Raw genomic sequence first — 20,381 nt, 5'->3', positions numbered from 1 at the left:
GAAGCGACCGTAACCTGCGCGTGGACCGAACGGAAGAGCCGCCGACCGCCGGTCGGGCGGCACGGCTGCCGGGGGTGCGGCGGCCGAGCCGGAATTCGAAAAGTCGACATGTTCGGGTTGCCTACCGCCGGCCAGGAGAGTAGGCAGGAGGTCCACACACGCCGATCGCGGGAGCGCACGTGAGACCTCGGGCCATCCTCACCACGACCATCGCGCTGGGCACGCTGGTGGCCGGGACCGCAGTTCCCGCGCAGGCGAAGCCGGCCGACCCGCCCAAGGAGCCGGTGGCCGTCGGTTACGGCGGCGCCGTGTCCACGGTGGACGCCACGGCCACGGCCGTCGGGTTGGACGTGCTGCGGCGCGGGGGCAACGCGGTCGACGCGGCGGTCGCCGCCGCGGCGACCCTCGGCGTCACCGAACCGTTCTCGGCCGGCATCGGCGGCGGTGGCTTCTTCGTCTACTACGACGCGAAGCGGGGCCGGGTGCACACCATCGACGGCCGCGAGGCGGCGCCGGCGTCGATGACCGAGACCAGCTTCGTCAACCCGGCCACCGGGCAGCCGTACCGGTTCGACGAGGCCCGGATCAGCGGGCTGTCGGCCGGCGTGCCGGGCACGCTGCTCACCTGGCAGGACGCGCTGGACCGCTGGGGCACCCGGTCACTGGCGCAGATGCTCAAGCCCGCCGAGCGGGTCGCCGAGGACGGCTTCACCGTCGACGAGACCTTCGCCAGCCAGATCGCCGGGAACCAGGCCGCGTTCGGGCAGTTCAGCTCGACCAGCGCGCTGTACCTGCCCGGCGGCCAGCCGCCGGCGGTCGGCAGCACCTTCCGCAACCCGGACCTCGCCGAGACGTACCGGCTGATCGCCAAGCAGGGCACCGACGTGCTCTACCGGGGCGAGGTCGGCCGCGACGTGGTTGCCACCGTCCAGCACCCGCCGGTGGCGGCGCAGCCGGTCGGCTCGTGGCCGTACCCGATCCGCCCGGCCGGGATGACCTCCGCCGACCTCGCCGCCTACCGCACCCGCTTCCCCGAGCCCACCCGCTCGGACTACCGCGGCCTTGAGGTGTACGGCATGTCCGCCCCGTCGAGCGGCGGCACCGCGGTGGGGGAGGCGCTCAACATCCTCGAGCAGTTCGACCTGCGGTCGATGACCCCGGCGCAGGCGATGCACCACTACCTGGAGGCCAGCGCGCTGGCGTTCGCCGACCGCAACCGGTACGTCGGTGACCACACCCAGCCGAACGTGCTTCGCGAACTGCTCAGCGACGGGTTCGCCAAGGAACGGGCCTGCCAGATCGCCCCGTCGGCGGCGCTGCCCAAGCCGGTCGCACCCGGCGTCCCCGACGGCGCCTACGGCGGCTGCTCGGCGGCGGCGGTCGCCGACACCCGCGACGACCGCAAGAGCACCACCAACCTGACGGTGGCCGACCGGTGGGGCAACGTGGTGGAGTACACGCTGACCATCGAGGCGACCGGCGGCAACGGCATGGTCGTACCCGGTCGGGGATTCCTGCTCAACAACGAGCTCACCGACTTCAACTTCGCGCCGACCCAGGGCACCGCGCCCGACCCGAACCTGCCGGCGCCGGGCAAGCGCCCGCGCAGTTCCATGTCGCCCACCATCGTGCTGGCCGACGGGCGGCCGTTCCTGGCGGTCGGCACGCCCGGCGGCGCGACGATCATCACCACGGTCCTGCAGATGCTGGTCAACCGGATCGACCTGGGCATGACCCTGCCGGAGGCGCTGGCGGCACCACGGGCATCACAGCGCAACGGCGCCAGCACCCAGGCCGAGCCGGCCTTCATCACCGCGTACGCCGGCGGCCTGCCCCCGGGTCACGCCTTCTCACCCACCGAGGAGATCGGCGCCGCGACCGGTATCGAGTTCCTGAACGACGGCCGGATGGTCGCCGCGGCCGAGCCGGTCCGCCGGGGCGGTGGCGCGGCAGCGGTGGTCGGCCGCTGGGCGCGCCCCTGACGGGTACGGACCGGACCGGCTGTCAACGACCGAGAAACCGCAGGATCGCGTCGCGAAGCAGTCGGTCCGGGTCGCGCCGCCGAAGGTCAGGATCGGCGTACGGGGGTTTGGCGACGAACTCAGCCAGGACCGTTGCCAGTCGTTCCCGTTCCGCGCGTAGCTTCGACCATGCCGTCCGGTAGCCGCAGCACGTTGGCGAGCAGGTCGCCCGGGTAGTAGTCGCTCTCGGCCAGGGGCTGACGGCTGTTCGCCATTTTATAGTCAGACATGGTCATGTCTCGTCGCCTATCATGGCCGTGTGAAGCTTTCGGAGTGGGCTCGCCAGCAGGGGGTGAGCTATCAGACCGCCTGGCGATGGGTGAAGGACGGCAAGATGCCCGTCCCCGTCCGCCAGGCGCCCTCCGGAACGTGGATCGTGACCGAGCCCGCGAGCGCCGAAGGTCGCGTCGTCGCGTACTGCCGTGTCTCCTCGGCCGAACAGAAGGATGACCTGGACCGTCAGGCCATACGGGTTGTGGAAGGCGCCAACGCGCAGGGCCTCGCCGTTGGTGAGGTCGTCAAGGAGATCGGTTCCGGGCTCAATGGCAAGCGGCGCAAGCTGCACCGGGTCCTGGCTGACCCGACCGCTGCAGTGATCGTGGTCGAGCACCGGGGTCGGCTTGCCGGGTTCGGTGTCGAACAGTTGGAATCCGCGTTGTCCGCGACTGGGCGGCGTGTGGTTGTCCTGAGCTCACAGGAGACCACCGGCGACCTGGTTCGGGACGTCACCGAGGTGCTGACCTCGTTGTGTGCCCGGCTGTACGGGCAGCGGGTGGCGAAGAACCGTGCGGCCCGGGCGGTGGCGGTGGCGACCGGTGAGGACGCCGGGTGAAGAAGTTCCAGCCGCGGCCGGGTTTCGTGGTGCAGGCCTACCGGTTCGCGCTTGATCCGGGCGCGGTGCAGGAGAAGGCGCTTCGGTCGCACTGCGGTGCGGCGCGGGCCGCCTACAACTGGGCCGTCGGCTGGGTTGTGGCGTCGTGGTGGCAACGGAAGGCGGAGGAGTCGTACGGCATCGCCGAAGAGGAACTGACGCCGTGGCGGCCGTGGTCGCTGCCGACGCTGCGGAAGGTGTTCAACGAGGTCAAGAAGACCGACCCACGTTTTGCTGGTTGGTGGGAGGAGAACTCCAAGGAGGCGTACAGCACGGGTCTGGCGAACGCGGCGGCGGCGTTCGACAACTACGCCAAGTCCAAGCAGGGCAAGCGTAAAGGCAAGCGCGTGGGCATGCCCCGGCGGAAGTCCAAGCACACCGCGCGGCTCGCCTGCCGGTTCACCACCGGCACGATCCGTGTCGAGGCGGACCGCCGCCACGTGACCCTGCCCCGGCTCGGCACGATCCGCACCCACGAATCCACCCGCAAGCTGCAACGCCGTATCGCGAACGGTAGCGCCCGCGTCCTGTCGGCCACCGTCAGGTTCGAGCGGGGCCGGTGGTTCTGCTCGTTGCAGGTCGAGGTCAGCAAGAACGCGCGTACCGCCGCCCGGCCCGGCGTTGTGGTAGGCGTGGATCTCGGCGTCAAGTGCCTCGCCGTGATGGCTGACTCGGCGGGTGAGGTCCGGTACGTGCCGAACCCGGCGCACTACGACGGCGCGCTCAAGCACCTCAAGCGGCTCTCTCGCCGGGTCTCCCGCCGTCAGGGTCCGGACCGGCGCGCCGGGCGCAAGCCGTCCAGGCGGTGGGCGATCGCCAACGCCGAACGTAACCGCGTGCACCACCGGGTGGCGAATCTGCGGCAGGACGGCCTGCACCAACTCACCACCGCCATCACCGCCGAGTACGCCACCGTCGTGGTCGAAGACCTCAACGTGGCCGGCATGCTCCGTAACCGCCGCCTGGCCCGCAAGATCGCCGACGCCGGGTTCGCTGAGGTCCGCCGCCAGATCACCTATAAGACCGGCTGGGCCGGCGGCGAAACCGTCGTCGCCAACCGCTGGTACCCGTCGTCCAAAACCTGCTCGAACTGCCGCGTGGTGAAAGCCAAACTGCCGCTGCACGTCCGAGTCTTCACCTGCGACGCCTGCGGCCTGGTCATCGACCGGGACGAGAACGCAGCCCGCAACCTCGCCGCCCTCGCGGCGGCCGTAACAACTGGTACCGGAGTGGCCGGAGACCAGGACGCGCAAGCGTCGAACCCGCGTCGAGCCGACCGCAAGACCCGCGCCACCACCCGCAGCCGCAAGGCCACGGGTGAGCGGGCAGGTGGCGCAACCCTGCCGCACCAACGGCAGAAGGAAACGCGAGACCGTCATCAGGACACCCAAGCTCTCACGCTTCGGTGACACCGTCACGGACCTTCCGAGTGGAAACACCCGGAATACTGATACTCGACTAGAAGATCAGCAACGGATCGCGGAGCAGGACCTGCACCGCGATGGGCAGCAGAGCCGGCACGCCGATCTCCTGGCCGAGCATGATGCGCAGATCTTCGACCGTGAACCCGGCCAGCGGCTTGCGTTGTAGTTCCCAGCAACGCCTGACGAGGAACGAGGCGTCCGGACCGGGATCCGGCCACACATCGAACTCAAGCTGCTCGATGGTGGTCACGGCGGTCAGGTTAGTCAACCGGGGTGGCGCCGTAGCGGCAGGCGTCGGCGGGCTCGCCTTAGCTGGTCGTTAAGTAACGGCCCATTCGGTTCATCCGGCGGGCGGCGCCGGGCAGACTGGATCAATGCCCGCCGCCGGTCCGCTCACTCCCACGTCCCGCCGCCGTCGTACCCGCGCGCTCGTCGCCGTGGTCGCCGCGCTCGCCGTGGTGCTTGCGGTGGGCGCCTGGTCGCTGCGGGATCGGGTTGGCGGGGCACCGGTGGCGGGCGACGTGGCTGCCTTGGGTCCGGCGTCCGGCACGCCGGTCTGCGCGGGCCGGCCGGTCCGGGCTCCCCGGGAGTTGCGCGGCATGTGGATCACGACGGTGAACAACATCGACTGGCCGAGCCGGCGCGGGCTGCCCGCCGAGACGGTGCGGGCGGAGTTCCGGGGCTGGCTGGACCTGGCCGTGCGGCGCAACCACAACGCGGTGTTCGTGCACGTGCGGCCGAGCGGGGACGCGCTCTGGCCGTCCAGGTACGCGCCCTGGTCGGAGTGGCTGACCGGAAGCCGCGACGGCCGCGACCCGGGCTGGGACCCGATGGAGTTCATGGTCGCCGAGGCGCACGCCCGCAACCTGGAGTTCCACGCCTGGTTCAACCCCTACCGGGGTGGGCAGCCGGCCACGGTGGGCGGGCCGGGCCCGCGACTGGACCAGCTCGCCCCGACCCATCCGCTGCGCCAGCACCGCGACTGGGCGGTGACCTATCCCAGCGCCGACCGGCCCGGCAGCCGCCTCTACTTCAACCCCGGGATTCCGGAGGCACGCAAGTTCGTCGAGGACTCGATGCTGGAGGCGGTCCAGCGGTACGACGTCGACGGGGTGCACTTCGACGACTTCTTCTATCCATACCCGGAGGCCGGTCAGGACTTTCCCGACGGCGCGGCGTTCGCCCGCTACGGCCGGGGGTTCGCGGACAAGCACGCCTGGCGCCGGGACAACGTGAACACGCTGGTCCGGGAGATGAGCGAGCGGATCAAGGCGATCAAGCCGTGGGTGAAGTTCGGCATCAGCCCGTTCGGTATCTGGCGTAACAAGCGCACCGACCCGGCCGGCTCGGCGACGGCCGGCTTGCAGAGCTACGACGACATCTACGCGGACACCCGACTGTGGGTACGGGAGCAGTGGCTGGACTACGTCGTGCCGCAGCTCTACTGGCACATCGGGTTCGGCAAGGCCGACTACGCGAAGCTGCTGCCGTGGTGGGTGGCGACGGTGCGGGGTACCCGGGTGCAGCTCTACATCGGCCAGGCCGACTACCGGGTGGGCGAGCGCGGCGCCTGGCGTGACCCGGCCGAACTGGACCGCCAGCTCGCCCTCAACCGGCGGCACGGAGTGAGCGGAAGCGTGCACTTCAGCGCCAAGCAGGTGCGCGCAGACAAACTCGGGGCGGTCAGCCGGTACAGCGAGGCGCACTACGCCGGCCGGGCGCTGGTGCCCACGATGGCGCAGCTACCGGCAGCGCCACCGGCCGCGCCCGCGGTCACGGGCGTACGCCGTGCGGACGGCGGCGGGGTGGCGCTGACCTGGCGCGGGGACGGTGCGACGAGCTTCGCCGTCTACCGGGTGGACGGCGACGCGGCCCGGCTCGTCGGCACCGCCCGAGGTGACGGCTGGGTCGACCGCACCGCCCCGGCCGGCCCCTCCCTGTCCTACTGTGTGTCCGGGCTGGACCGCAGCGGGAACGAGGGCCGGCTGAGCGCGCCGATGTCGGTCGCCGCGAGGTAGAAGACCTGAGGATCTCTTACTTGGCGCAGAAGCGGGCCATGCTGAACGGCGGGCCGGGTGGCGCGGTGGGCCGCCATACCGGGTTCAGCTGGATCGCCAGGGCGGGGGCATGCCAGGCATCCCCCAGTTGCTGGAGCGGGCCGAACTCGCGGCGAGGGTGGTTGACGTTCGCGCCGGCGAGGAAGCTGATCAGCACGTCGTCGGTGCCCTTTCGGCCGATGATTCCCGCGTGGAAGGTCGGTACCTCGACCACCGGGATTTGGAGCTTCTGGCCGGGTGGGGCCTCGGCGGCGCTCACCGTCGGCAGGAAGGCGACAACACGTACGCCCGGGACCGGGCACAGGATCTGGTAGCGGTAGAAGGTCGCCCCGTCCAGCAGTGAGCGGACGAACGGCTCGTCGGGTGTGCTGGCAGCCCGGTTGCCGATGGTCGTCACCTTGAACATCACCCGCAGCAGCCACCCGGCGGCCAGCCCCCAGCCGGCATTGGCCTCCGGTGGGGGATAGTAGGTTCGCCCGGCGCGGACCAGCGGGCTGAACATCACCAGCGCCCGCACCGGAGAGTCAGGCCGGTCCCGCAGGTAGGTGCGGGCCACCATCACCCCCTCGCTCCGTGCGACCAGGGCGATCGGCCGTCCGGTCCGCCGGTGGAGCGTCTCGATCTGCGCGGCGAGCAGCTGTGAGCTGGATTCCAGCGACCGGTGAGTGGCGTCCGACCGGTACGGCATTGGACGGCCAGCTGAGTCCAGGCCGAGGTAGGAGAACCGCTCCAGGTTCGGATCCGCCGTGGGCCGGCCGTCGTACGCCGAGTCGTGCCCGTCGAGCACGATCACCGCGTAGGGCACCTGCGGCGGTAGCGGCTGGTTGAGAATCGGCGCCATGAGGGTGTTGGCCTGGTTGCGGGGCTGGGAGATCACCTGCGACGCCAGCGGAACGGCCAGGGCGAGCACCACGACGATCGGCACTACCGGCATCCGCGCCCAACGTACCCGCTGTTGCAGGACGGCCGCGCGCACCGTCTGCCGCCAGAGCAGACCGTTGAGCGCGCCGGCGGCGATGGTGACCAGCGGCGTCCACACCTCCGGAGTGCGCCACACCAGCCCGCCGAGAACGGTGATCACCACGAAGTCGAGCAGCGACCAGCCGACCAGTTCGATCGACGGCAGCCCGCGCCACCATCCCGGGCCCACCGACATCCGCTGCAGGAAGGGGGCGAGCAGCAGCATCGGAATCAGGGCGGAGAACAGGAACCAGGACAGCGAAACCACCGACGCGGCTATCGCGTAGGCGGCGTACGGCAGGACGAGGACCGCTCCGAACGCCGCTACCCCGACGTTGCGCAGGAGCAGCGCCCGGTACGCCGGCCGTGGGCTGCGCGCTGGCCAGGCCAGGCTGACTATCGTCGCGGACAGCAGCCCACGCAGCGCGATCAGACCCAGCAGCCCGGAGCCGAACATGAGCCAGGAGTTGTGGTAGACGAGCAGCCAGCGCATGTCGTGGTAGGAGTCGTACGGCCAGACCGCCGTACTCTGCGGCGCCAGCCCCTCGGCCGTGATGAACCCGACCAGCACCAGCACGAGGACCTCAGCCAGCGGGACCGCCGCGGCGATCCCGAGCAGCGCCAACAGCCGCCGGTGCGTTGGTGGCACGGGTCCTCCTCCGGTACATGCAGTTCTGCGCCGACTCTCCCGCGTTTGCACGTTGCATAGGGCTGAACGAGCAGATCGGTCATCCGTCGCCCCGGCCCGCCGTCGTTGCGGGGCGCCGCCGAACGCCAGCCGGCCCGTCGCCGGCCGCGGTATATCGGTCGGTGACGCGGACGCCGCCCGCCGGCTGGCCGAGGGCTTCACCTTCGCCACGGTCTCCTCGGACCTCGTACACCTGGAACGCGCGGCGGCCGACCACCTGCGCGCCGCGGCTGGTGCGCGGTGAGCGCCCCCGCCCCGCTGGCCACCGATTGGCTGGTGCGGGCCCGGCCCGACGGCCCCGGCGAGGCCTACCTGCCCACCCGGACAGTGCAGTCCCACGCGGCCAACCCGGCGGTGCTGCCCGACGGCGACCTGGGCTGCGTGTGGTTCGGCGGTACGCAGGAGGGGGTGGCCGACATCAGCGTCTGGTTCTCCCGCCTGCCGGCCGGCACCGACCGGTGGAGTGATCCGGTGCCGCTCAGCGACGACGCCACCCGCTCGGAGCAGAATCCGGTGCTGTTCGCCGCGCCCACCGGCGAGCTGTGGCTGCTACACACCGCGCAGCACGCCGGAGACCAGGACACCGCGGTGGTCCGCGCCCGCGTCTCGCCCGACTCGGGCCGCACCTGGGGGCCGGTGCGGGACCTGCTGTCCTCCCCGCACGGCGGCATCTTCGTGCGGCAGCCCCCGGTCGTCCTGCCGCCGACGGATCGGTGTCAGAGACTGGACGATCGCCGCCGGCGTGGCGGCGATCCTGCTGGTCACCGGGCTATCCGGACAGCACTCCGCCACCAACCTCGACCTGCTCGGCTTCGCCTGCCCGCGGCTCGCCGGCCGGGCGTGGAGCGGGGAGCACGACACGAGCAGCGTGTGGTTCTCCGACGACGGCGGCGGCAGCTGGCGGGAGGCGCCGGTGCCGGCATCGACCGGACGAGTCCACATGAACATCGTGCCGCGGCCCGACGGGAGCCTCACGGCGTACTTCCGCAGCCGCTGGGCCGACCACGTGTACCGAAGCACCTCGCCGGACGGGATCACCTGGGAACCGCCGCGCCCCACCAGCCTGCCGAACAACAACTCCTCCATCCAGGCGGTCGCGTTGCCCGGCGGCCTGACCGCCGTGGCCTTCAACGACAGCAGTCGCCGCGACGCGGTCGCCCGGCGGGTCTCCCTCTACGACGAGATCGACGGACAGGGAATCGTCGCTGATGCCGTACCGCAGGTGCGATCGGCCGGGGACGGTGACGATGATCGGACCGCCTTCTGGGGCGCGCCCCGCGCACCCCTGGCCCTCGCCGTGTCCGCCGACGACGGGTCGACCTGGCCGCGGCGCCGACTGCTGGCCGACGGCGACGGGTACGCCCTGTCGAACAACTCCCGCGACGGGATCAACCGGGAGCTGAGCTACCCGTCGCTGCTGGTGGACGGCGCGGGTGACCTGCACGTCGCGTTCACCCACCACCGGCGGGCGATCCGTTACCTGCGGGCCCCGGCCCAACTGGTCGGGAGCGACGCTTAGGGGCGGTTCGGGCACATATCTCCGCCAGGGTCCTAGAGTCGCGGGTGTAGCAGGGGCGCTGCTGGCTACATCGGCGTGATGGGGGAGCCCGAGGGCGAGCGACGACGCGGCGCCGACCGTCGGCCGGAAAGCCAGATCGGGCGAACCGGCGGACCGGCGGCACATGGCGGTATCCGCGACCCCTGGCGGCGTCTCGGCCGGGTGGCGGCGTCGCTGGCTGATCCCGAGCGGAGCGCGCCCAGGGCCGCGGTGCGCGCCGCGATCGTGCTGCCCGGTCTGTTCGCGGTCGGGCAGTACGTGGTGGCAAACCAGTCGTTCGCCCCCCGCGGCGGGACAGATTCCGATGCGGGTGGCCGGTTGGCTGTTCGCCGGCCTCGCCGCGACCCTCGCCGGCCTGCTGCTGCCCCGCGCCGGGCCGGTGGCGCTGACCCGGCGCGGCCTGCCGCACGACAGCGGACTTGATCGATGCGATGGCGCGCAATCCGAACGATCCGCGCCTCAGCCGGTTCCAGAAGGTGGTCGACGCGGCTCGCGACCGGTAGGCAACCACGGCGAGCCGGACGATCGGCTCGCGGCGGCGGCTGCGCGGGTACGCCGAGCTCATCGGCGACCTGCAGTTGATCGTGGGCGTCGCCAGTCATCGGATTTGCGGCGTGGAAAGCCGGCCGTTCAGGGCCGGGAGGAAACGCCGCCCCCTTCCCTTGGGATGAGTGTCGTACATGGACGGTAACTTGTGAGGCGTGGGTGAGGTGGTGAAGCGGGCGTACAAGTACCGCTTCTATCCATCTCCTGAGCAGGCCGAGCTGTTGAACCGGACGTTCGGGTGTGTGCGTCTGGTGTACAACCGGGCGTTGGAGGCCCGGACCCGGGCGTGGGCCGTCGACCGTCAGCGCACCACGTATGTGCAGTCGTCGGGGTGGCTGACGGAGTGGAAACGCACCGATGAGCTGGCGTTCCTGAACGAGGTGTCGTCGGTGCCGTTGCAGCAGACGTTGCGGCATCTGCAGGCCGGGTTCGTGGCGTTCTGGGACAAGCGGTCCCGGTACCCGCGCTTCAAGTCCAAACGCAAATCCAGGGCGTCGGCGGAGTTCACCCGTTCCGCGTTTCGGTGGCGTGACGGCCGGCTCACCCTGGCCAAGATGACCAGCCCGCTGAACATCGTGTGGTCCCGGCCCCTGCCCGAAGGGGCGGAACCCTCCACGGTCACCGTCTCGCGGGACGCCGCCGGCCGCTGGTTCGTGTCCATCCTGGTGGAGGACCCGACGGTGAAGCCGCTGCCGTCCGCCGCGGCGGAGGTGGGTGTGGATGCGGGTATCACCAGTCTGCTCACCCTGTCCCGTCCGATGCCCGGGGTGAGCGATGAGCGGGGCAAGGTGGCCAATCCGCGGTTCGGGCAGGCCGACCGGCGCAAGCTGGCCAAGGCGCAGCGGAACCTGTCCCGCAAACAGAAGGACTCCGCGAACCGGGCGAAGGCCCGACTGAAGGTGGCCCGGATTCACGCCCGGATCGCCGACCGGCGTCGGGACCATTTGCACCAGCTGACCACTCGACTCGTCCGTGAGACCCAAACGGTCGCGATCGAAGACCTCAGCGTGCGCAACATGCTCCGCAACCGGCGTCTGGCCCGCGTCATCTCCGACGCGGCCTGGGGTCAGTTCCGCAGCATGCTGGAGTACAAAGCCCAGTGGTATGGGCGTGAGGTGATCCCCGTCAACCGGTGGCTGCCCACGTCCAAAACCTGCTCGACCTGTGGTCGGATCAACACCACCCTCACCCTCAACGAGCGTGTCTGGACGTGCCCGGGCTGCGCAGCCGAGCACGACCGGGACATCAACGCTGCGCGCAACATCCTCGCCGCCGGGCTGGCGGAGAGGTAAAACGCCTGCGGAGCTGACAGAAGACCTCAAGGGAAAATCCTCCCGGAAAGGCAGCCGGCGATGAAACAGGAAACCTCACGGGTGACCGTGAGAATCCCGACCTCCAGGGCCGGGAGGATGTCAAGACCCCGTACTCCGGTAGTGGCGGATCCCGACGCGCCAGGCCAGGGTGGCGATCGCTGCGGCGACCAGCGCGACGCCCGGCGCGGCCCAGCCGACCCAGGCCGGCAGGCCGAGCGGGTCGGCCCGGCCGAGCAGCGCCAGCGCCGGGTGGTAGCTGACGAAGGCGAACCCCATCCCGTACGCGAAGAGCGCGCGGAACCAGCCGCCGTAGACGGTGATCGGGTACGAGGTGAAGTCGCGCCCGCCGTAGGTGACCGAGTTGGCCAGCTCGCCCGAGTCGACCCAGTAGAACGACACGGTGGCCGTGGTGACGAAGACCGCGCCGAAGAAGACCACGGCGGCCAACGGGGCGACCACCGCCAACGCCGCCCGCCCCGGCGTCCACTGGATACCGGCCGAGGCGAGCGCCACCACCAGCACGGCCAGCCCGAAGACCGCCCGTGACACCTTGCGCAGCGGCAGGTCCATCAGCAGCAGTTGGGGCAGCGCGGCCAGCGGACGGACCAGTACGGCGTCGAAGAGGCCGGTGCGGACGTACCGGGGCAGCCGCTCGATGTTGCCGACCAGCAGGTCCGCGGTGGCGAACGCGAACGACGACTGGCCGACGATCACCAGCGTCTCGCGGAGCGTGAAGCCGCCCAGCTCGCGGGTGACCCCGAAGAGAACCAGCACGGTGACCACGTCGAACACGGTCGCCCCGACGTTGCCGACCAGGTCCACCACGAACGACGTCCGGTACGCGGCCTGCGACCGGGCCTGCGCGCCGAGCAGCGCGCGGTACGCCTGCACCACCTGCCGCTGTTCACCCACCCTGCACCACCATCCGGCGCTCGGCCAGGCGCTGCACCAGGCGACACAGGGCGAGTAGCGCGACGGCCCAACCCAGCTGCACCCCGACGAGGCCGACCTGCATCGGCGCCGGATCCCGCTCGACCAGCACGTCGAGCGGGATCTGGAGCAGGCTCGGGAACGGGGTGCCGTACCGCAGCGTGGCCTCCAGCCAGCCGGGCAGGAAGCCGAGCGGGAAGTAGAGGCCGGCGAGCACGCCGGAACAGAGCGTCCAGAGGATCAGCGGACCCCGGACGTCCTGCAACCAGTACGCGGTGGCGTTGACCAGGTAACGGCAGCCGAAGCAGACCACCACGGCGAGCAGCACGGAGAGCGCGAACAGTGGCAGGGTGGCCCAGCGGCGCGGCAGGTACACGTCGAAGAAGAGCAGACCGATCAGCACCGGCGGCAGCAGCCGGGACAGCGAGGCGAACCCGGCGCGGCCCAGGTCGGTGGCGAGGTAGCTGGTCACCGGGTGGACCGGGCGGAGCAGGTCGGCGGCGATCTCCCCGGTCCGGATCCGGTCGGCCAGCTCGGTCCAGCCCCAGATCGCTACCACCGCCAGCAGCCCCTGGCCGGCCCAGACGAAGGTGGCGAGCTGGGTCCGGTCGTAGCCGGCGACCTGGCCCGCCGCGCCGGCCGCCGCGAGGAAGATGTAGTAGCGGAGGAAGCCGAAGACGCTGTTGGTGACCACGCCTGCCACGGCGGCCTGACGGTAGGTGGCGTGACGCCGAAACCCAGATCCCACTATGGCGCTGAATGTCCGAAACCATCGGGTAACGTTTGAGTCCGTGGGCGGTGCCACAGTGGCGGTGACAGAGCCCACGCCGCTACCCTCCTTCCGCAGCCACGACGTGCCGGACCGGGCGACTCTACCGGCGCGTCGGGCGCCCAGCGCGACAATTTCCAACGAGGTGACATCGCCGTGAGCGAGCGACGCGAGCCGGCCCCGGGGCCGCGCCGCGCGGGCGGCGAGAGGATCTCCCGATGAGCGGCTGGGACCGCTGGCGCGAGCCGGCCGAGCCGTCCTGGGCCGCTGAACCCACCCACGAGTGGCGGCCGCAGTTCCCGGGGCAGCGCTACCCCGGTGACATCGGCGTCGAGTACCTGACCCCACCCGCGCCACGCGGCCGGGCCGTCGTCGGCCGGGCCGAGGTGCCGGTCAGCCCCGCGCGGGCCGAGGACCCGTACCCGGTCAGCCCGGCGGGCCCCGACGAGCGGCGCGGCGCGTACCCGGTGAGCCCGGCCCCGGCGGACCGCCCCGGCGGCCGCCCGCCGGACCGGGACCAGCGACCCGGCGGCCACCCGGTGAGCCCGGCCGGTCCCGACGAGCGGCGCGGCGCGTACCCGGTGAGCCCGGCCGGTCCGGACGAGCGGCGCGGGGGCTACCCGGGACCGCGCGGTCCGGGCGAGGGGCGCGGGTACCCGGACGGGCGCGGCGCGGAGGAGCCGCAGCCGGACGGGCGGCGGCCCTGGGCGGACCAGCGCGCGCCCGGCGACGGATCCCGGCGCGGCCCCGCCCCGCAGCCGGGCGAGCGGTACGACCCGCACGAGCGGACGCCGGAGCGTGCCCCGGGCCGGTCGGACGACCGGTACGACCAGCGCTGGGTACGCCCCGAGCCGGGACGGCGGCCGCCGGAGGCGCACCGGCCGGTCTCCCCCGCTCCCGAACCCGGCTGGCTCCCGGAGCCCGATGAGTTCCCGCACCGCCCTCAGCCGCGACCGCCCTGGTCCGAGCAGCGCCGAGGCACGGCGGACGGGCGGCCCGCCGCCGCCCCGCCCGGCCCGGTGGATCGGCGGCAGCCGGCCTACGACGGACCGGCCGACCGCCGGGAGCGCGGCTTCGAGCGCCCGGCGGACCGGCGCGACCCCGGTTTCGAGCCGCCCGCCGACGGGCGTGGGCACGGCTTCGAAGGCCGGGGCGAGCGGCGCGAGTCCGACGTCGGGCGCCGCAACCCCAGCTTCGGACAACCGGCGGACCGGCGCGATCCGGGCTTCGACGGCCCGCGCCGCCAGCCGGACCCGCGCCGGGAGGCCGCCGCGCGGGCCGAGACGTACCGCGACGCGCCGGTTGCGCCGGACGGTCCGCGCCGACCCGTGGATCCGTACCGCCCGGAGCCCGGCCGGTACGGCGAACCGCGTCCCGCCGCCTTCGGCCCCGGCGACCGGTGGGACGGCCAGCGTCCGCCGGGCGCCCCCGCGCGCCCGCACGCCGAGGAGTGGCCGGTCGTCGAGCGGCGGCCCCGGACCGAGCCGGCCGCGTACCGGCCCGACGAGCGGCACCGCCCACCGACCGCCCCCGACCGGCCTCGCCCGGACGGACCGCCGCCGCGCCCGGGCGAGGAGACGCGGTACGACGGTCGCCGTCCCAATCCGGCCGCCCCCCGGTACGACGGTCCGCGCCCCGATCCGGCCACACCCCGGTACGACGGTCCCCGTCCAGAACCGGTCGGCCCCCGGTACGACCGTCCCCGTCCGGAACCGGTCGGCCCCCACGCCGAGGACGGGCCGGCGTTCCGCCGGCACCCGGAGCCGCGGCAGGGCCGCCCGGCGGAGCCCGGTCCGGCCCGCCCCGGCGACGGCTGGCGTCCACCGGCCGAGCCGGCCGCCCGTACCCGTCCGGACGACGTGCGGGAACGACCGACGGCGGCACCGGCTCGCCCGGACGAGCCGCGGGACCGGCCCACCCCGCCGGAACCGCCGCAGGCCATGTCGCCCGCCCCGGCGCTGTCGCCCGCCGAGGCTCCGGTCTCCAGCGCGCCCGGTGGCACTCCGGCCGCCGGCCCGACCGCCCCGCCCGGCGACGCAGCGGCACGTCCGCCCACACCCGGGTCGGCGCCAGCTGTCTCCCCGGCGTCCCCACCGGGTGGGCCCGGCACCGCTACGCCTCCGACTGCCGACCTGCCCCCATCGGCCGACGTGGTCGCGCAACCGGCGCCGACCGCCGGTCCGTCCGGACAGCCGGCACCCACCGCGGCTCCTCGGCCGGGTGCCTTGGTGTCTGCGCCGCCGACGGGCGGGGTGGCCCCGACGCCCGCCACGGTGGCGGCCGAGATGCCCCCGGGGCCCGCCCCGGTGGAGACCGGCGGCCGCCCCGAGGCGACGGGGCCGGCCCGGTCGGACCACGACGCGGCGAGCGCACCCGCCACCGGCCGGCCGGTCGAGGAGGCGGACGGCTGGTTCCGGCCGAGCCACCCCGTACCGCCCCCGGCCGCCCCGGTGGGCGAGGCTCCCCCGGCGCGCCCAGACGCACCCGAGCCCGTACCTCCGGCCCGGCAGGTCGAGCCGGAGGCCGCACGGCCGGTCAGCGGGCCGGTGGCGCCGGCCCAGGCGGTCGACCCACAGGCCGCGCGGCCGGTCAGCGCGCCGGTGCCGCCCCCGCCCTCGACCCGCGCCAACCCGGCCGACGTCGACTCGACGCCGGACGGGCCCGCCGGCGAGTCCGTCCTGCCGGACCACTCCCCCGCCTCGGCCCAGCCCCCCGCCGGCCCGGTGCCGCCCGACGACCGGGTGCCGCCGGACGACCGGGTGCCGCTGGACGACCCGGTGCCGGCCGCCGCCCGCCCCGCCCCGGAGGCGTCCGCGCCGGCCGAGTCCGGAGCCCCCGCCGCCTCCGCGCCGCCCGAGTTCACGGCCCCTGCCGCCGCGTCGTCCACGCCGGAACCAACGGCTCCCGAGGACGCCCCGGAGCCGGTCGCCGCCTCGCCCGCGTCGGCACCACTCGCGCCGGATGCTCCCGCTCAGCCCCGGTCGGGGAGCCCCACGCCGTCCCCGGCCGCCGGCGCTGCCGCCCGGGCCGGTGCGGAAAGCCCCGCGCCCTCGGTGCGGCCCGGGTCAGGCCCGCCCGCCGAGTGGGGCCCGCCGCCGGTGTCGGCGCCGCCGGCCCAGGTGTCCGCGCCCCCCGCGTGGGCACCTCCGGCCGAGGCGCCCACGCCAGCGGCGCCGCCCGTCTCCGCACCACCGGCTCAGATCTCCGCGCCGCCGGCCCAGGTGTCCGCACCACCGGCCCAGGTGCCCGCGCCACCGGCCCAGTCCTCCGCGCCGCCGGCCCAGATCTCCGCGCCGCTGGCGCAGGCCTCCACACCGCCAGCACAGGTGCCCGCACCACCGGCCCAGGTGTCCGCGCCGCCAGCCCAGACCTCCGCCCCGCCGGCCCAGTCCTCCGCGCCACCGGCCCAGGTATCCGCCCCGCCAGCACAGGTGCCTGCACCACCGGCCCAGGCCTCCGCGCCACCGGCACAGGTCTCGGCACCACCGGCCCAGATCTCCGCGCCACCGGCACAGGCCTCCGCGCCACCGGCGCAGGCCGCCACACCGCCAGCACAGGTATCCGCACCTCCGGCGCAGGTCGCCGTCGAGGCGGCGGCGGAGCAGCCGGTGGCGGAGAGCGAACGGCGGGAGGTACGTCCGGCGGACCCGGAGCAGGCGCTGGCCGCCTTCCGGTGGCGGCTGCACCCGGAGACGCTCCGCGAGGAGGCTCCCGATCCGGAGGCGCTGCGCGAGGTCCGGGAGGGACTCACCACGAAGCTCGGCAGCGCGCTGGACAACCGCAGCCGGGCCCGGTTGCTGAGCCTGCGCTCGGTGGCGTCCCGGATCCTCGGCGAACTGGAGGACGCCGTCGCCGACGCCCGGCTCGCCCTCACGTACGCGGAGGCCACCGGCGAGTTGCGGCGGACCGCGCTGGCCCGCGCGCGGCTGGCCGAGGTGCTGCGCTGGCGGGGCGAGCACGCGGAGGCCGACCGGCTCTTCGCCGAGGCCAACTCGCCGGAGCTGCCCGACCGGCTGCGCGCGGCGCTGCACGAGCACGCCGGCCGGTCCTGCTACGACCAGGGCCGGCTGACCGAGGCGTGCCTGCACTTCGAGCGGGCCCTGGACCTGCGCCAGGACGAGGACACCGAGCTGAATGCGCGTACCGCGGTGGCCCTGGACGCGGTCACCGCGCGGGCCGCGACCGACGGCTTCGGGCCGAAGCCGCGCACCCGGGAGGCGCTCCTGGGCCGCGAGCGGTACCCGGTGCCGACCTTCGACGAGGAGCAGCAGCTCTGGGGGTACGCGGACGACGAGGGCGAGCTAGTGGTCGAGCACCGGTACGCCGAGGTGCAGCCGTTCCACGAGGGCGTGGCCTGGGTACGCCGCCCGGAGGCGTCCCGCTGGGCGCTGATCGACACCGCAGGCGCGGCGCTGATCGAGGCGAACAACGGCTACCGGGCGGTGACCTCCTTCTCCGAGGGGCTGGCCTGGGTGTCGATGGACGGCAAGAGCAGATGGATGGCGGTCGACCCGACCAACATCGTGAAGATCCCGCCGGGGTTCGAGGACGTCCGGCCGTTCCGGGGCGGGCTGGCGGCGGTCCGGCAGAACGGCGGCTGGGGCGCGGTGGACCGGACCGGCCAGGTCGTCGTGCCGACCCGCTACCACGGCTTCACCACCGCGCTGGCCGACGGCCGGCAGGTGGACGGCTTCACCGAGGAGGGTTTGGCCGTGGTGGAGTTGGCCGGTCGCCGGGGGGTGGTGGACCGCAGCGGCCGGGTGCTGGTCGCGCCGGCGTACCCGGCGCTGGTCGTGCACCCGGTCGCCTTCCTGGTCGGGGACGCCTCGGGCCGCTGGGGCGCGCTGGACCGCCGGGGCGAGCCGCTGATCGACCCGGTGCACCCCGGACGCGCGGCGGTGATCGCCGAGATCGACCGGCTGCTCGCCGACACCACCCCGGTGCTCTGACCCCGGCAGCGGTGCGGCTGGGCTGAGGAGGAGTGGCCGGCCGCCCGTACGCGGGACGCCCTCGCTGAGCATCGTCACACCCGCGTCGTGCCTCGCGGTGACCATGATCCGGCGGGTCTAGGGTCGAGGTATGGAATTCCGACACCTAGGCCGCTCGGGCCTGATGGTCAGCGAGATCTCGTACGGCAACTGGATCACCCACGGTTCGCAGGTCGAGGAGCAGGCCGCGGCCGCCTGTGTGCGGGCCGCCCTGGACACCGGCATCACCACCTTCGACACCGCCGACGTGTACGCCGGCACCCGGGCCGAGGAGGTGCTCGGCCGCGCGCTGAAGGGCGAGCGTCGCGAGGGGCTGGAGATCTTCACCAAGGTCTTCTGGCCGACCGGTCCGGGGCGCAACGACCGCGGGCTGTCCCGCAAGCACATCATGGAGTCGATCAACGGCTCGCTGCGCCGCCTGCAGACCGACTACGTGGACCTCTACCAGGCCCACCGCTACGACTACAGCACGCCGCTGGAGGAGACGATGGAGGCGTTCGCCGACGTCGTGCACTCCGGCAAGGCGCACTACATCGGCGTCTCGGAGTGGAAGGCGTCGCAGATCCGCGAGGCCCACCAGCTCGCCCGCGAGCTGCGCATCCCGCTGGTCTCCAGCCAGCCGCAGTACTCGATGCTGTGGCGGGTCATCGAGACCGAGGTGATCCCCACCTGCGAGGAGCTGGGCGTCGGCCAGATCGTCTGGTCGCCGATGGCCCAGGGCGTGCTGTCCGGCAAGTACCTGCCGGGCCAGCCGGCGCCGGCCGGTTCCCGGGCCACCGACGAGAAGTCCGGTGCCGGGTTCATCGCCAAGTGGCTCGACGACGAGGTGCTCACCCGGGTGCAGCGGCTCAAGCCGCTGGCCGAGCAGGCCGGGCTGACCATGCCGCAGCTCGCCGTCGCCTGGGTGCTGCAGAACCCGAACGTCTCCTCGGCGATCGTCGGGGCGTCCCGGCCGGAGCAGGTGCACGACAACGTCAAGGCGGCGGGCGTGAAGCTCGACGCCGACCTGCTCAAGGCGATCGACGAGATCGTCGAGCCGATCACCGAGCGGGACCCGGCGAAGACCGAGAGCCCGGCGCAGCGCCCGTGACGCTCTCCCCGGGCCGGCGCGGCCGCCGCGCCGGCCCGGGCCCCTTCCCGGGTACGCCGAGGCATGGGCGCCCCGCCGCTGCGCGGCGGCTCCCGCCGCCCGGTCAGCCCCGCCAGAAGCGGATCAGCTCGAACCCGAGGGCATAGAGGTGGGGCGGCAGCCCGAGGAAGTCCGCCACGCCGAAGACCGCGCCGAAGAACCAGCCGTTGATCCGCGGGCTCCACAGCAGCGCGAACAGCAGGATGAAGCCGTACGGGGCGAACAGGTCGTACATCCGGCGGTACTGCGGGCTGAGCCACGGCTGGATCATGTTGCCGCCGTCCAGCCCGGGCACCGGCAGCAGGTTGAGCACGCTGGCGGTGAGCTGGAGGAACGCCAGCAGGCCCACCCCGGCCCAGAACGGCAGCGGGCCGACGGTGCCGTACCCGAGCCACAGCGCCGCCAGCAGGACCAGGGTGAACAGCACGTTGATGGCCGGGCCGGCCAGGCTGACCAGGCTGTGTCGCAGCCGGCCGGGGATGGCGTGCCGGTCCACCCAGACCGCGCCGCCGGGCAGGCCGATGCCGCCGAGCAGCACCACCAGCACCGGCAGCACGATCGACAGCAACGGGTGGGTGTACTTCAGCGGGTTGAGCGTCAGGTAGCCCCGGTGGGCGATGTCCCGGTCCCCGCTCCGGTACGCGACCACCGCGTGGCCGTACTCGTGCAGGCAGAGCGAGACCAGCCAGCCCGAGACCACGAAGAGGAAGACGTTGAACCGGACGTTGCCGTAACCGTTCCAGGTCATCACGCCGCTGGTCACGAAGAGCGCGACCAGGGCGAGGAAGATCGCGCTGGGCCGGAACGCCGCGCGGGGCACCCCGAGCACCAGCGGTTCGCCCGGGCGGTCGTAGCCCATCATTCGGCGGGGGGCAGCAGGCTCATCCGGTACTCCACCCGGTCGTCCTCGACGAGCGCGACGGAGGTGACGCCGGACGCCGCGAGCTCCCGCCAGGTCTGGCCGATCCACGACTCGGCGTCCGCCTGGCTGCCGAACGACTCGGTCGGCCCGTCGGCCGACTCGCCGTTCGCGCCCTCGTACCGCCAGCTCCACGCCATGCCGCGTCTCCCCTCGCCGCCGTCGTCCCTGGGTCGGAACCCCCGCAAGCGTAGTCGGCCGGACGGGC

Annotated in this window: 15 protein-coding genes and 1 pseudogene; 9 read left to right on the top strand and 7 right to left on the bottom strand. The window is 73.2% G+C overall.

Annotation, left to right across the window (positions count from 1 at the left end; translation table 11 throughout):
* Positions 1-179: 179 nt before the first annotated feature.
* Positions 180-1,982: a gamma-glutamyltransferase gene (gene ggt / locus FXF52_RS07515; RefSeq protein WP_148794753.1), complete on the top strand. Its 1,803-nt coding sequence runs from the start codon at positions 180-182 to the stop codon at positions 1,980-1,982.
* A 119-nt stretch (positions 1,983-2,101) separates the two neighbouring features.
* Here ggt and FXF52_RS42915 read toward each other — a convergent pair whose 3' ends face one another.
* Positions 2,102-2,251: a hypothetical protein gene (locus tag FXF52_RS42915; RefSeq protein WP_255471793.1), complete on the bottom strand. Its 150-nt coding sequence runs from the start codon at positions 2,249-2,251 to the stop codon at positions 2,102-2,104.
* 29 nt (positions 2,252-2,280) lie between these two features.
* Between FXF52_RS42915 and FXF52_RS07505 the strand changes: the two genes are divergently transcribed.
* Both FXF52_RS07505 and tnpB read left to right on the top strand, forming a co-directional pair.
* On the top strand, positions 2,281-2,853 hold the full coding sequence (locus FXF52_RS07505) for an IS607 family transposase (protein WP_148794751.1): 573 nt from the start codon (positions 2,281-2,283) through the stop codon (positions 2,851-2,853).
* The gene (tnpB, locus tag FXF52_RS07500; RefSeq protein WP_148794750.1) at positions 2,850-4,301 is read left to right on the top strand and encodes an IS607 family element RNA-guided endonuclease TnpB; all 1,452 of its coding nucleotides are present in this window, start codon (positions 2,850-2,852) and stop codon (positions 4,299-4,301) included. The genes FXF52_RS07505 and tnpB overlap by 4 nt, the downstream gene beginning before the upstream one ends.
* Before the next feature lie 49 nt (positions 4,302-4,350).
* Here tnpB and FXF52_RS07495 read toward each other — a convergent pair whose 3' ends face one another.
* Positions 4,351-4,566, bottom strand: coding sequence for a contact-dependent growth inhibition system immunity protein (locus FXF52_RS07495; RefSeq protein WP_255471792.1), 216 nt, complete (start codon positions 4,564-4,566; stop codon positions 4,351-4,353).
* 124 nt (positions 4,567-4,690) lie between these two features.
* Between FXF52_RS07495 and FXF52_RS07490 the strand changes: the two genes are divergently transcribed.
* On the top strand, positions 4,691-6,334 hold the full coding sequence (locus tag FXF52_RS07490) for a glycoside hydrolase family 10 protein (RefSeq protein WP_148794748.1): 1,644 nt from the start codon (positions 4,691-4,693) through the stop codon (positions 6,332-6,334).
* Positions 6,335-6,350: 16 nt separating this feature from the next.
* Here the strand turns inward: FXF52_RS07490 and FXF52_RS07485 are convergent, their stop codons facing one another.
* Complete coding sequence (locus FXF52_RS07485) at positions 6,351-7,982, bottom strand: hypothetical protein (protein ID WP_148794746.1); 1,632 nt, start codon at positions 7,980-7,982, stop codon at positions 6,351-6,353.
* 279 nt (positions 7,983-8,261) lie between these two features.
* Here FXF52_RS07485 and FXF52_RS44000 point away from each other — a divergent pair.
* From FXF52_RS44000 to FXF52_RS07465, 3 genes and pseudogenes are all read left to right on the top strand, one after another.
* Positions 8,262-8,708 (top strand): annotated as a pseudogene (locus FXF52_RS44000) (exo-alpha-sialidase); the annotation flags it as partial.
* 55 nt (positions 8,709-8,763) lie between these two features.
* On the top strand, positions 8,764-9,540 hold the full coding sequence (locus FXF52_RS42420; protein ID WP_222870440.1) for an exo-alpha-sialidase: 777 nt from the start codon (positions 8,764-8,766) through the stop codon (positions 9,538-9,540).
* Between the two features lie 740 nt (positions 9,541-10,280).
* Positions 10,281-11,417: an RNA-guided endonuclease TnpB family protein gene (locus FXF52_RS07465; RefSeq protein WP_148794741.1), complete on the top strand. Its 1,137-nt coding sequence runs from the start codon at positions 10,281-10,283 to the stop codon at positions 11,415-11,417.
* Between the two features lie 120 nt (positions 11,418-11,537).
* On the opposite strand, the gene FXF52_RS07460 is transcribed toward FXF52_RS07465, so the two are convergent.
* Both FXF52_RS07460 and FXF52_RS07455 read right to left on the bottom strand, forming a co-directional pair.
* Positions 11,538-12,350 (bottom strand): ABC transporter permease, encoded by an 813-nt coding sequence (locus FXF52_RS07460; RefSeq protein WP_255471791.1) that lies wholly within the window; start codon positions 12,348-12,350, stop codon positions 11,538-11,540.
* Positions 12,343-13,194, bottom strand: coding sequence for an ABC-2 family transporter protein (locus FXF52_RS07455; RefSeq protein WP_148794739.1), 852 nt, complete (start codon positions 13,192-13,194; stop codon positions 12,343-12,345). Before FXF52_RS07455 ends, FXF52_RS07460 begins: the two co-directional genes overlap by 8 nt.
* A gap of 161 nt (positions 13,195-13,355) precedes the next feature.
* On the opposite strand from FXF52_RS07455, the gene FXF52_RS42910 reads away from it, so the two are divergent.
* Positions 13,356-18,086: a WG repeat-containing protein gene (locus tag FXF52_RS42910; protein ID WP_255471789.1), complete on the top strand. Its 4,731-nt coding sequence runs from the start codon at positions 13,356-13,358 to the stop codon at positions 18,084-18,086.
* Between the two features lie 130 nt (positions 18,087-18,216).
* A complete protein-coding gene (locus FXF52_RS07445; protein ID WP_148794737.1) occupies positions 18,217-19,215 on the top strand; it encodes an aldo/keto reductase family protein in 999 nt (332 codons plus the stop codon).
* 103 nt (positions 19,216-19,318) lie between these two features.
* On the opposite strand, the gene FXF52_RS07440 is transcribed toward FXF52_RS07445, so the two are convergent.
* Positions 19,319-20,116 (bottom strand): site-2 protease family protein, encoded by a 798-nt coding sequence (locus FXF52_RS07440; RefSeq protein ID WP_148794735.1) that lies wholly within the window; start codon positions 20,114-20,116, stop codon positions 19,319-19,321.
* Positions 20,113-20,313 (bottom strand): hypothetical protein, encoded by a 201-nt coding sequence (locus FXF52_RS07435; RefSeq protein WP_148794733.1) that lies wholly within the window; start codon positions 20,311-20,313, stop codon positions 20,113-20,115. The genes FXF52_RS07440 and FXF52_RS07435 overlap by 4 nt, the downstream gene beginning before the upstream one ends.
* Between the last annotated feature and the right edge of the window lie 68 nt (positions 20,314-20,381).

Source organism: Micromonospora sp. MP36, from assembly GCF_008119785.1.
Lineage (GTDB): Bacteria > Actinomycetota > Actinomycetes > Mycobacteriales > Micromonosporaceae > Micromonospora.
This window is presented reverse-complemented; position numbering and strand designations above follow the sequence as displayed.